Source organism: Streptococcus pseudopneumoniae, from assembly GCF_001074975.1.
Taxonomy (GTDB): Bacteria; Bacillota; Bacilli; order Lactobacillales; family Streptococcaceae; genus Streptococcus; species Streptococcus pseudopneumoniae_D.
The window spans coordinates 15,708-28,676 of the sequence record NZ_JUUO01000062.1; the positions used below are offsets into that span (position 1 = coordinate 15,708).

General features: G+C 41.3%; 7 protein-coding genes and 1 pseudogene. 5 read left to right on the forward strand and 3 right to left on the reverse strand.

Annotated elements, in window-relative coordinates; all coding sequences use genetic code 11:
• A complete protein-coding gene (locus ADI86_RS02890; protein ID WP_049531713.1) occupies window positions 1–810 on the forward strand; it encodes an MBL fold metallo-hydrolase in 810 nt (269 codons plus the stop codon).
• A gap of 231 nt (window positions 811–1,041) precedes the next feature.
• Window positions 1,042–1,545 (forward strand): annotated as a pseudogene (tnpA, locus tag ADI86_RS02895) (IS200/IS605 family transposase).
• 415 nt (window positions 1,546–1,960) lie between these two features.
• Here tnpA and ADI86_RS02900 read toward each other — a convergent pair.
• The 3 genes from ADI86_RS02900 to ADI86_RS02910 all read right to left on the reverse strand — a co-directional run bounded on the left by ADI86_RS02900 (window position 1,961) and on the right by ADI86_RS02910 (window position 4,583).
• Window positions 1,961–2,713 carry an ABC transporter permease gene (locus tag ADI86_RS02900; RefSeq protein WP_049531714.1) on the reverse strand — a complete coding sequence of 251 codons (753 nt, stop codon included), beginning with the start codon at window positions 2,711–2,713 and terminating at the stop codon, window positions 1,961–1,963.
• Window positions 2,714–2,723: 10 nt separating this feature from the next.
• Window positions 2,724–3,632, reverse strand: a complete 909-nt coding sequence (locus ADI86_RS02905) for an ABC transporter ATP-binding protein (RefSeq protein WP_049531715.1) — start codon at window positions 3,630–3,632, stop codon at window positions 2,724–2,726.
• 141 nt (window positions 3,633–3,773) lie between these two features.
• Window positions 3,774–4,583 carry a Cof-type HAD-IIB family hydrolase gene (locus tag ADI86_RS02910; RefSeq protein ID WP_049531716.1) on the reverse strand — a complete coding sequence of 270 codons (810 nt, stop codon included), beginning with the start codon at window positions 4,581–4,583 and terminating at the stop codon, window positions 3,774–3,776.
• Window positions 4,584–4,700: 117 nt separating this feature from the next.
• On the opposite strand from ADI86_RS02910, the gene rexB reads away from it, so the two are divergent.
• Genes rexB through ADI86_RS02925 form a run of 3 tightly spaced genes read left to right on the forward strand, consistent with a single transcriptional unit; the run spans window position 4,701 to window position 12,819 of the window.
• Window positions 4,701–7,976: an ATP-dependent nuclease subunit B gene (rexB, locus tag ADI86_RS02915; RefSeq protein ID WP_049531719.1), complete on the forward strand. Its 3,276-nt coding sequence runs from the start codon at window positions 4,701–4,703 to the stop codon at window positions 7,974–7,976.
• Window positions 7,973–11,623, forward strand: coding sequence for a helicase-exonuclease AddAB subunit AddA (gene addA, locus ADI86_RS02920; RefSeq protein WP_049531717.1), 3,651 nt, complete (start codon window positions 7,973–7,975; stop codon window positions 11,621–11,623). Before rexB ends, addA begins: the two co-directional genes overlap by 4 nt.
• A 17-nt stretch (window positions 11,624–11,640) precedes the next feature.
• Complete coding sequence (locus tag ADI86_RS02925; RefSeq protein WP_049531718.1) at window positions 11,641–12,819, forward strand: hypothetical protein; 1,179 nt, start codon at window positions 11,641–11,643, stop codon at window positions 12,817–12,819.
• The last annotated feature ends 150 nt before the right edge of the window (window positions 12,820–12,969 follow it).

Genomic DNA, 12,969 nt, shown 5'->3' on the forward strand with positions numbered 1-12,969 from the left:
ATGAGTGAAATAGGCTTTAAATACAGTATTTTAGCGTCGGGTTCCAGTGGAAATTCCTTTTATCTGGAAACCCCGAAAAAGAAGCTTTTAGTGGATGCAGGCTTGTCTGGTAAAAAGATTACTAGCCTACTTGCTGAAATTAATCGCAAACCAGAAGACTTGGATGCCATCTTGATTACACATGAGCATTCAGACCATATCCACGGAGTGGGTGTTTTGGCTCGCAAGTATGGTATGGATTTGTATGCCAATGAAAAGACCTGGCAGGCTATGGAAAATAGCAAGTATCTTGGCAAGGTGGATTCTTCGCAAAAGCATATCTTTGAAATGGGCAAAACCAAAACCTTTGGAGATATTGACATCGAAAGTTTTGGTGTTAGCCATGACGCAGTCGCACCGCAGTTCTATCGCTTTATGAAGGATGACAAGAGTTTTGTCATGCTGACTGATACAGGTTATGTTAGCGATCGTATGGCTGGCATTGTCGAAAATGCGGATGGCTATCTTATAGAATCTAATCATGATGTGGAGATTTTGAGAGCAGGATCTTACGCTTGGCGACTCAAACAACGAATCCTATCGGATCTCGGTCACCTTTCTAACGAGGATGGTGCTGAAGCTATGATTCGGACGCTAGGAAATCGTACTAAGAAGATTTACCTTGGGCATTTATCCAAAGAAAATAATATCAAGGAACTGGCTCACATGACCATGGTCAATCAGCTAGCACAAGCTGATCTGGGAGTTGGAGTAGACTTTAAGGTTTATGATACCTCACCAGATACCGCAACACCATTGACAGATATATAAAAAGAAGGCTCTTTGTCAACTGTAGAGGGTTGCAGACAAGCTAAACTCAAGAAAGGACAAATTTCGTCCTTTCTTTTTTCTTATGTGACTTTCAGTCCGTCTCGCTCCGTTAGGTGCGAGACAAAAAAACCACCCGCTATGCAGGTACGCATCAAAGGTTGTACCCAAAAAACTCCAAACGCGATACAATAAAGCTCTTCAAGGCAATTGTAAAGCGAAAGAGTCAAAAATATGGCACAAAAGGCTCATAGTTTATCACACACAAAGTGGCACTGTTCTATCACATTATGCTCAACCCTAAGTATAGACGAAAAGTCATCTATAATCAATATAGAAATAGTTTAGGCGAAATATTTCATCGCTTGTGTAGTTATAAAGGAGTTGAAATTATCGAGGGTCACTTGATGCCTGATCATGTACATATGTTAGTCGAGGGTAAGTGTTTCAAGTTTCATGGGTTATTTAAAAGGCAAAAGTGCACTCATGATGTTTGATAAACACGCCAACCTCAAATACAAGTTTGGGAATCGGCATTTCTGGGCAGAAGGTTATTATGTGAGTACAGTGGGACTTAATGAAGCCACAATTAAGAAATATATTCAAGATTAAAGAAATTATCCAGTGGATGATTTCTTCACGAGTATGAAAATTCGAGAACGAGTAAAGCATGATATAGCACTAGATAAATTAAGTGTAAAAGAATATGAGGGTCCCTTTAGGGATAGTGGTAAGTAATACTAAAACCTCTTTGAGAGGCAAGTGACGAGTCAAGAGCAATCAGGCTTGAACAACGTGAAAACCAGCGTCTTTAGGCGCTGGCTGGTAATTTGGGCTTATAGCCCTGGGACAAACCACCCGTTTGACGGGTGGTCATGATTTGAAAAAAGACATGTGTGACATGTTTTTCTACCACCTAATCTAAGGTATTGTGAAGAGCTACAGTATAGTAGATTGAAATAGAATCTAAACAAATTGATTAAGGAATTTAAAGTAATTTCTAAAAATATTTTAGAAGCGATATTGTGCAATTCTAGATTCAATCTACTATAAAGACCACGGATTTGTATTGTTCATCTTTATTATAAGGTAAACTTCAAGGTGAACTTCTTTTTCTATCATGAGTTAGCAGGCTCTACCTGCTTGAAGTTTTTTATAGACTTTTCTTTTTGAAAACTGTCAGTCCACTTATATTAAAAATTACAATAACAGCTAAGGTAACTATAAGGGTATAGAAAATGGATTCACTATTAGCAGTCATGGCATAGAAAAACTGCAATGATAAATATGGCAAAATTTTGATACTTGGAAAAATAAGCATTGGCATAGAAAGCAAGATAGAGCTGACCAAATAACCAATAAATACTGCAAGATAAGAATGACTCACATAGAGAATAAAGGAAACAATGGAAAGCCAAGCAAGGAGGCAAAGGAATTGAAGGGAAATGGTTATCAGTAGATTGCCAATAAAGCCATCAGGCATGGTTCCAAATCCATTTAAGATAGTTGCTGGAATAAAGGCAATTACAAGGCTGATGATAAGTTGCAAAAGTGCAATACAAGCCACTACAAAGGATTTAGCTAGGAAAAATTCTGTACGAGAAACACCTACTGTCAAACTATTTTTATAGAGCTTTCCGATTAAATCAACACCGAGAACTAGACAAGTTAGAATAATACAGAGAAAAACGAGGTTTGAACCTTGACTAGATGCGTTAATCAGGGCTTGTACACCGTCCCAACCATGGGTTGGAATTTCTGGCTCTTCTGTCTGGATTGCCATCAGATGGCCAGTAGCTCCAATACTTGCGCCCATTAGCATGAGAGAAAAGAGAATGATCTCTGTAATCCAAAAACCTTTGGAACGGAAAAGACGGTAAAAGTCTGCTTGAATGGTATGTATCATAATTTTCCTCCTATTCGACCAATTGAGTGAAGTATTCTTCTAGGTTTTGACGGGCGTAGTAAATCTCGTCAATAGCGACATCTGCCAAGGTTAAGTCCTTAAGAATCTGTTTAACATCTTGTTCCTGACCAAAGATGTGGATTTCGTTTTCTGAATTAACAACCTTGAACTGGAGCTGGATTTGTTCTTTCAATACTTGGCAAGCTTTCTCTTTATCAGCTGTCTTAAGCACAATATAATCCTCACTTAGTGTTTCAAATTCAGCTTTGCTGATTTCACGGATAATCTTTCCTTGATCTAAAATACCAAAGCGATTAGCTAGGAGATAGAGTTCTGACAAGATATGGCTAGAGATGAGAATGGTGATTCCTTTTTCTTGATTGAGCCGTTGAATCATCAGACGAAATTCTTTGATACCGATTGGGTCAAGACCGTTAATAGGTTCATCTAAGATTAGGAAGTCTGGTTTGGAGAGAAGGGCAATAGCGATGCCAAGTCTTTGCTTCATTCCTAGCGAGAAATCACGAAAGACTTTCTTACCTGTATCTGACAAACCTACATAGTCCAGCGTTTCTCGAATGACTTGATCAGCATTTGGAATATGACGAATCATACAGTAATATTTCAGATTTTGATAGGCTGTTAAGTGATTATGAGCTACAGGTGATTCGATAACAGAACCTACTCGAGATAGAGCCTTGGTCCACTCATTTTCCGATTGACTAGAAAAGAGGGAAACTGTTCCTTTATCCGCAAAGAGTAGTTGCGTAATGATTTTTATCAAAGTGGTTTTCCCAGCTCCGTTCTTCCCGATAAGTCCATAAATATCTCCCTCTCTTATTGTTAGATGAAGATCCTGAAGAATAGCTTGTTTGTCAAAGTTTTTGGACAATCCATGAATGTCAAGTACTGTTTTCATGATTCTCTCCTTTTAATTTATTTTGTTAACTTTAGTATAAAGTATAGAAATCAAAGAAAGCTCAAGGATTTCTAAAGAGTTTCTAAAGTTTTAGGAATTCTTAAATATCAAAACCCAGTTGACACGAACTGGGCTTCTTAATTATAGAATATATTTCTCAATGGCACGCGCAACGCCATCTTCTTCGTTGCTTGCTGTAACGTCATCAGCAAGGGATTTGACATAATCGCTGGCATTTCCCATTGCAATCCCAAGCCCAGCAAACTGGAGCATTTCGATATCGTTATTAGCATCGCCCATGGCCATAATCTCTGAGGAATCAATCTTCAAAATCTCTGCTAGTCGAGAAAGAGCAGTAGCCTTTGTCGTACCAAGTGGCATAGCTTCATAAATGACAGGCTGTGAACGAACTCCACTGAATCGTTGACAGAGTTCCCCAGCAAAACGCTGTTCAAAATCGTCTGTTTGACTTTCTGTCCCCAAAAACATCCCTTGGAACATACGGTACTTGCCACTAGTCGCTTCCTCAAGAGAAATTTCAGTCAGGTCTGAAAAGACTAGTTTAGCATCATTTTCAATGACTTGATTGGGCTTGCCACCGAGGACAAAATAATGTTCCTCATCAAAAAGAGTCAACTGAACATCACTTTTTTCAGCTAGGTCATAGAGGTACTCGATGTCTGCTGGACTGAGTTCTTGCCAATCAACCAGACTCCAATCACTGGTCTGGTGAGTTGAGCAACCATTGTTAACAATAACATACTCATTCTGGAGGTCAAGCCCTAGTTTTTTGTAGTAGGGGAGGACACCGAAAAGCGGGCGACCCGTACAGAGAACCAGTTTGACACCTTTTTCAATAGCTTGGTGAATAGCAGTGATGTGAGCTTGTGGAATTTCCTTGGCTTCATTTAGGAGGGTTCCGTCCATATCCAAGGCTAGTAGTTTAATCATAGATTTTCCTTCTTTATCTTTTGGTATTATTATAGCATATTTTAGAGGAAAGGAGGAGGAATCTTTAGACCAATCATGGTATAATATAGGGTAATGAAAAATTCCAACGAGGCAGAGATGAAATTACTTTATACTGATATTCGGACTTCTTTGACAGAAATCTTAACTAGAGAGGCGGAAGAGCTGGTTGCTGCTGGCAAGCGGGTTTTCTACATTGCTCCCAACTCTCTTTCTTTTGAAAAGGAACGCGCCGTGCTGGAATGCTTGCCCCAGCAGGCTTCTTTTGCGATTACCGTCACGCGCTATGCCCAAATGGCTCGTTATCTGGTCTTGAATGACTTGCCTGCTAAGACAAGTCTAGATGACATCGGTCTTGGGATGGCCTTTTACAAATGCCTTGCTGAACTTGATCCCAAAGACTTACGAGTTTATGGTGCCATTAAGCAGGATTCTCAGTTTCTCCAGCAGTTGATTGAACTTTATCACGAGATGACCAAAGCTCAGATGAGTTTTTTGGATTTGGAAAGTTTGACGGATGAGGACAAGAGGGCCGATTTACTCTTGATTTTTGAGAAAGTAACGGCCTATCTTAATCAAGGCCAGTTTGCTCAAGGAAGTCAGTTGACCCACTTGATTGAGACTATTGAGAATGATAAGGTAAGTAGTGATTTTGGCCAAATCACCTTGGTTATTGATGGATTTACCCGTTTTTCTGCCGAGGAAGAGCGGATTGTGGACCTACTTCATGGCAAGGGAGTTGAGATTGTCATTGGGGCTTATGCTAGTAAGAAAGCTTATGCCAGTCCTTTTAGCGAGGGTAATCTCTACCAAGCCAGTGTGGAGTTTCTCCATCATCTAGCCTCTAAATATCAAACTCCTGCTCAGGACTGTTCTCAGACTCATGAGCAGATGGATAGTTTTGACAAGGCCTCTCGTTTGATAGAAGCGTCTTATGACTTTTCAGAATTCACATTGGATGTAGATGATAAGGACCGTGAAAACTTACAAATCTGGTCTTGTTTGACACAAAAAGAAGAGTTAGAGTTGGTAGCCCGTAGCATTCGTCAGAAATTGCATGAGAACTCAGACCTGAGTTACAAGCATTTTCGTATTCTCTTGGGGGATGTAGCTTCTTACCAGTTATCTCTTAAAACCATTTTTGACCAATATCAGATTCCTTTCTATCTTGGTAGAAGCGAATCCATGGCTCATCATCCTTTGACCCAGTTTGTCGAGTCTATTTTAGCTTTGAAACGCTATCGTTTCCGTCAGGAAGATTTGATAAACCTTCTTAGAACAGGTCTGTATACCGACCTTAGCCAGACTGATATTGATGCTTTTGAGCAATATATCCGTTATCTTGGTATCAATGGCTTGCTAGCCTTTCAGCAAGACTTCACCAAATCCCACCATGGAAAATTTGATTTAGAGCGTTTAAATGTCCTTCGTCTGCGTATTTTAACACCTCTTGAGACCCTTTTTGCTAGTCGAAAACAAAAGGCTGAAAACCTCTTGCAAAAGTGGAATGTCTTTCTAAAAGAAGGCGCGGTGACTAATCAACTCCAAGATTTGACAGCCACTATGGAAGCCCTAGAGCAGGAAAGACAGACTGAAGTTTGGAAGGCTTTCTGTCATGTTTTAGAACAATTTGCGACTGTTTTTGCTGGTTCACCAGTTAGTCTAGAGGACTTCCTAGCCTTACTTCATTCTGGAATGAGTTTATCTCAGTATCGCACTATTCCAGCGACAGTGGACACTGTTCTGGTGCAAAGTTACGATTTGATTGCACCATTGACTGCTGACTTTGTCTACGCCATTGGGCTAACTCAGGATAATTTACCAAAAATCGCGCAAAATACCAGCCTTTTGACAGACGAAGAAAGGCAAAAACTAAACCAAGCGACTGAAGAGGGAGCGCAATTGCTGATTGCCAGCAGTGAAAATCTCAAGAAAAATCGCTATACTATGCTTTCCTTGCTCAATTCTGCTCGTAAGCAGTTGGTTTTGTCGGCTCCAAGCCTTTTTAATGAGAGTGAAAGCAAGGAGTCGGCCTATCTTCAAGAGCTAGTCCATTTTGGATTTAGTCGGAAAGAAAAGAGGATGAACCACAAAGGGCTGTCTAAGGAGGATATGGGGTCATATCACAGTCTTTTGTCTAGTCTTGTTGCCTATCACCAGCAGGCCGAGACGAGCGATACTGAGCAAGATTTGACCTTTATCAAGGTTCTGGCGCGTGTCATGGGTAAAAAACTAGACCAGCAAGGTCTGGAAAATCCAGCCCTCCCAACAAGTCCAAGCAGTAAGACCTTGACCAAGGATACTTTGCGAGCGCTCTATCCTGCTGAACAGGAGTTTTATTTGTCTACCTCTGGTTTGACGGAGTTTTATCGCAATGAATACAGTTATTTCCTCCGCTACGTGTTAGGCTTGCAGGAAGAATTGCGACTACGTCCTGATGCTCGTAGTCACGGGAATTTCTTACACCGAATTTTTGAACGCGCCTTGCAGTTACCTGATGAAGATTCCTTTGACCAACGTTTAGAACAAGCTATCCAAGAAACCAGTCAAGAACGCGAATTTGAGGCCATTTATCAGGAAAGTTTGGAAGCTCAGTTTACCAAGGAAGTTCTTCTTGATATCGCCCGGACGACTGGACATATTCTCCGACACAATCCAGCCATCGAAACCATCAAAGAGGAAGCGAATTTCGGTGGAAAAGAGCAAGCCTTTATCCAATTAGACAATGGTCGCAGTGTCTTTGTACGTGGCAAGGTTGACCGGATTGACCGTTTGAGAGCTGATGGGGCGATAGGAGTGGTAGACTACAAGTCTAGTCTGACTCAGTTCCAGTTTCCTCATTTCTTTAATGGCCTCAATTCCCAGTTGCCGACCTATCTAGCTGCCCTAAAAAGAGAAGGGGAGCAGAACTTTTTCGGCGCTATGTACCTGGAAATGGCTGAGCCTGTCCAATCTTTGATGACCGTTAAAAGTCTTGCAGGTGCAGTAGTAGAAGCTAGCAAGTCAATGAAATACCAAGGCCTCTTTTTAGAAAAAGAAAGCAGTTATTTGGGCGAATTTTACAATAAAAACAAGGCTAACCAGCTGACAGATGAGGAATTCCAGCTCCTACTGGACTACAATGCCCATCTTTACAAGGAAGCAGCTGAGAAGATTTTAGAAGGCCAGTTCGCTATCAATCCATACACAGAAAACGGCAGAAGTATTGCCCCATACGTTCAGCAACATCAATCCATCACTGGATTTGAAGCCAATTATCACTTAGGTCAAGCCCGTTTTCTAGAGAAGTTAGACTTAGCTGATGGCAAGCGTCTTGTTGGAGAAAAACTCAAGCAAGCTTGGTTTGAAAAAATAAGGGAGGAGTTGAATCGATGAAGCCTATTTCCTTTTTAACTGAGGAAGAAATTCAAAAACTGAAAGAAGCAGAAGCAAATTCGAGCAAGGAACAGAAGAAAACTGCCGAGCAAATCGAAGCCATCTACACTTCCGGTCAAAATGTCCTCGTTTCAGCATCGGCTGGTTCTGGGAAAACTTTTGTTATGGCAGAGCGTATTCTGGACCAATTGGCGCGTGGTGTAGAAATTTCTCAACTCTTTATCTCAACCTTTACCGTCAAGGCTGCGACTGAACTCAAGGAACGTTTGGAAAAGAAAATCAGCCAACAAATCCAAGAAACGAATGATGTCGATCTCAAACAACACCTGGGCCGCCAGTTGGCAGACCTACCCAACGCTGCCATCGGTACCATGGACTCTTTCACACAAAAATTCCTTGGCAAACATGGCTATCTGCTTGATATTGCGCCAAATTTCCGTATTTTACAAAACCAAAGCGAGCAACTTCTTCTAAAAAACGAAGTCTTCCATGAGGTCTTTGAAGCCCATTACCAAGGTAAACAGAAAGAGAACTTTAGTCATTTGCTGAAAAATTTTGCTGGGCGTGGCAAGGATGAACGGGGACTGCGCCAGCAAGTCTATAAAATCTATGACTTCCTCCAATCTACCAGTAATCCTCAGAAATGGCTGAGTGAATCTTTTCTCAAAGGCTTTGAGAAAGCTGATTTTAGCAGTGAAAAAGAAAAACTGACTGAGAAAATCCAGCAAGCCCTTTGGGATTTGGAAAGCTTTTTCCGTTATCATCTGGATAATGATGCCAAGGAGTTTCCAAAGGCTGCTTATTTAGAAAATGTTCAGTTGATTCTGGATGAAATTGGCTCCTTAAATCAAGAGTCCGATAATCAGGCTTATCAAGCAGTGCTTGCGCGTGTTGTCTCCATCTCTAAGGAGAAAAACGGTCGGGCCCTGACTAATGCGAGTCGCAAGGCTGATTTGAAGCCACTGGCGGATGCCTACAACGAAGAAAGAAAGACCCAGTTTGCTAAACTAGGACAACTGTCAGACCAGATAACCATTCTCGACTATCAAGAACGTTATCATGGAGATACATGGGAACTAGCTAAAACCTTCCAAACCTTCATGAGTGATTTTGTGGAAGCTTATCGTCAGCGTAAACGCCAGGAAAATACCTTTGAATTCGCTGATATCAGCCATTACACCATTGAGATTTTAGAGAATTTTCCGCAAGTTCGTGAGGCTTATCAGGATCGCTTCCATGAAGTCATGGTCGATGAGTATCAGGATACCAACCATATTCAAGAACGGATGCTGGAATTACTGTCTAATGGACACAATCGCTTTATGGTGGGAGATATCAAGCAGTCTATCTATCGTTTCCGTCAGGCAGACCCGCAGATTTTTAATGAAAAGTTCCAACGCTATGCGCAAAATCCAAAAGAGGGCAAGCTCATTCTCCTCAAAGAAAATTTCCGTAGTAGTTCAGAAGTGCTATCAGCAACCAATGATGTCTTTGAACGTCTCATGGACCAAGAGGTCGGCGAAATCAACTATGATAACATGCACCAGCTTGTCTTTGCCAATACCAAACTGACTCCTAATCCAGAAAACAAGGCAGAATTTCTCCTCTATGACAAGGACGATACAGGTGAGGAAGAAGAGAGTCAAACAGAAACGAAACTAACAGGTGAAATGCGCTTAGTTATCAAGGAAATCCTTAAACTCCATAAGGAACAAGGTGTTGCCTTTAAAGAAATCGCCCTTCTGACCTCCAGCCGCAGTCGTAATGACCAGATTCTCCTCGCTCTGTCTGAATACGGAATTCCTGTCAAAACTGACGGAGAGCAAAACAATTATCTCCAATCCCTAGAAGTGCAAGTCATGCTAGACACCCTTCGTGTCATTCATAATCCCCTGCAAGACTATGCCTTGGTTGCCCTTATGAAGTCTCCAATGTTTAGCTTTGACGAGGACGAGTTGGCACGTTTGTCCCTTCAGAAAGCAGAGGATAAAGTCCAAGAAAATCTCTATGAGAAACTAATAAATACTCAAAAACAGGCAAGCAGCCAAAAAGGCTTGATTCATACGGAGTTAGCTGAGAAACTAAAACAATTCATGGATATCTTGGATTCTTGGCGCTTGTATACCAAAACCCACTCCCTCTATGACTTGATTTGGAAGATTTACAATGACCGTTTTTATTATGATTACGTTGGGGCTTTGCCAAATGGTTCTGCTAGACAGGCCAATCTCTATGCCCTAGCACTGCGTGCTGATCAATTTGAAAAGAGCAATTTCAAGGGCTTGTCGCGTTTTATTCGTATGATTGACCAAGTTTTAGAAGTCCAGCACGATCTTGCAAGCGTGGCTGTCGCACCGCCAAAAGATGCAGTAGAGCTCATGACCATCCACAAGAGTAAAGGGCTAGAGTTTCCTTATGTCTTTATCCTCAATATGAATCAAGATTTCAACAAGCAAGACTCTATGTCAGAAGTCATTCTCAGTCGTCAGAATGGTCTTGGTGTCAAATATATTGCCAAAATGGAGACAGGAGCAGTGGAAGATCACTATCCTAAAACCATCAAACTCTCCATTCCTAGTCTGACCTATAGACAGAACGAAGAGGAATTACAGCTAGCAAGCTATTCAGAGCAGATGCGTCTGCTGTATGTTGCTATGACACGGGCTGAGAAAAAGCTCTATCTTGTCGGTAAAGGTTCTCGTGAAAAGTTGGAAGCCAAGGAATACCCAGCAGCTAAAAAAGGAAAGCTAAATAGCTCTACTAGACTGCAAGCAAGGAATTTCCAAGATTGGATGTGGGCTATCAGTAAAGTGTTTGCAAAGGATCATATCAATTTTATCTATCGTTTTGTTGGCGAAAACCAGTTGACTAGAGAAGCTATCGGTCAGTTGGAAAACAAAAGTCCTCTCCAAGATAGCTCCCAAGCAGACAATCGTCAGTCAGAAACCATCAAAGAAGCCCTTGAAATGCTGAAAGAAGTAGAAGTTTATAATACTCTTCACCGTGCAGCCATTGAACTTCCTAGTGTTCAAACCCCAAGTCAAATCAAGAAATTCTACGAACCCGTTATGGATATGGAAGGTGTCGAGATTGCAGGTCAAGGTCAGTCAGTAGACAAGAAAATCAGCTTTGATTTGCCAGATTTTTCAAGCAAAGAAAAGGTAACAGGAGCTGAGATTGGTAGTGCTACCCACGAACTCATGCAGAGAATTGACCTCAGCCAGCGACCAACGCTTGCTAGCCTGACAGAAACTCTCAAACAAGTTCAAACCAGCCCAGCTGTCAGAGATAAGATCAATCTTGCTAAAATACTTGCATTCTTTGACACAGCACTTGGTCAGGAAATTCTTGATAATACAGACCATCTCTATCGTGAGCAACCTTTCTCCATGCTCAAACTAGACCAAAAGAGTAAGGAAGACTTCGTTGTCCGTGGTATCCTTGATGGCTATCTACTTTACGAGGACAAAATCGTTCTGTTCGACTATAAGACAGACCGCTATGATGAACCAAGTCAACTCGTAGACCGCTATCGTGGACAGTTAGCCCTATACGAAGAGGCTTTATCCCGCGCCTATTCGATTGAAAATATTGAAAAATACTTGATTTTACTGGGTAAAGAAGAGGTTAAAGTTGTAAAAGTATAATCTAGAAAGGAGACCCCATGACACTTCCAGTTAGAAAATCCCTGCATGATGCGGTTTTACAGGCTTCAAAATCTGATACTTGGGAACAAGCTACCAAGGAATGGAATGAAGTTTCCTTGATTTTTAACGGTATCGGCCGTAGCAATTGTGTCTGTGGGAATGCCATCAAGTACGCCTACGAACTCTTTAATGGCGTCACAGGCCAACGTCTCTTTCCGATTGGTAGCGACTGTGTTCGTCATTTTCATCGATTGACCCTTGACCAGCAACTGGAAGAGGAAGAAAAACTGCTTAGAAAGGTTGAAAATCTGACCAGAAAAGCCCATAAAAAGGAGAAAATCAAGGTCAATAAAAGTGACTTTGACGAGCGTCTTCTAAATTGGCTCTGGGAAAAAGGTGTTTTTAAACCCAATCGTGGCAATCAATTTGCACCTGAGAGAGACTACCAGCTTTTCCTAGAAGTCTTTCAAGGAGGAAGTTGGACCAAGGCAGAACCCAAGAAGAAAGCTCGTATGGAAGAAGTCCTTGAAAAGTGTATCAAACCCTTTTTACTTGGAAAATCAGATGACCAACTCTACCTTGTCAAGCTAGGCAAGGAGAAAATTGACTACGAACAAGAACTCCGTATCCAGGCAGAGAAAGAGCGCAAGAAGAGAGATAAAATCGCCAAGCAATATGCAGACAATCTGGTTCTAGCTATGGGCCCAGCAGAGCGTGCCTATCAAGATTACTTTGGCTTTACAGAAACCCTGACTCAAGAAGAACGTAAGTGGGAGAAAATACTTTTTGGTAAAAATCGAACAGAACGGGCTATCAAGGCCAAACAATACAAAAAAGAGCTGGAAAAAGACCAACGAATTACCAGTCGGGATCCAATTGAAAGAAAGCAGAAGCAGATCTGGCTCCTCAATTCCTATTTTCGTGAGCTTCCTGAAGAAAAATCCCGATTTGCTCGGCTTTTATTAGAATATCGAAAAAGTGGAGAAGTTCCCTTTTCAACTGAATACCTGTCAGACAATCTGCTTGACTTTTTCTATAAAATGAAAGCTTTTGAGTTTGAAATTGCACCAGAACAAGTCCGAGACTTTTTAAAAGAAAGCCTTCAGACAGAACATCTATCCTCAGCACAAGAAAGCTGGATAGAAGGAATTCTCCTCAACTGCATCAAACCATTTTTAGAACGATTATTGATATGAGTAACACCTACCGTGGAAATTTCATGGTAGGTTACATTTTATCCAAAAAGAGAAAATAGGAAATGGCAAACCCTGCTCCTTCGTATTTTATAGTCAACTGAAACAGGAGTAGGACAAAAGAGCCTCGAAAAAAGTATTGCAACTTGGTAA

Coding starts and splice junctions, on each gene's coding strand:
- rexB (WP_049531719.1), top strand. CDS start 4,701: ATGAAATTACTTTATACTGATATTCGGACTTCTTTGACAGAAATCTTA.
- ADI86_RS02890 (WP_049531713.1), top strand. CDS start 1: ATGAGTGAAATAGGCTTTAAATACAGTATTTTAGCGTCGGGTTCCAGT.
- ADI86_RS02910 (WP_049531716.1), bottom strand. CDS start 4,583: ATGATTAAACTACTAGCCTTGGATATGGACGGAACCCTCCTAAATGAA.
- ADI86_RS02925 (WP_049531718.1), top strand. CDS start 11,641: ATGACACTTCCAGTTAGAAAATCCCTGCATGATGCGGTTTTACAGGCT.
- addA (WP_049531717.1), top strand. CDS start 7,973: ATGAAGCCTATTTCCTTTTTAACTGAGGAAGAAATTCAAAAACTGAAA.
- ADI86_RS02900 (WP_049531714.1), bottom strand. CDS start 2,713: ATGATACATACCATTCAAGCAGACTTTTACCGTCTTTTCCGTTCCAAA.
- ADI86_RS02905 (WP_049531715.1), bottom strand. CDS start 3,632: ATGAAAACAGTACTTGACATTCATGGATTGTCCAAAAACTTTGACAAA.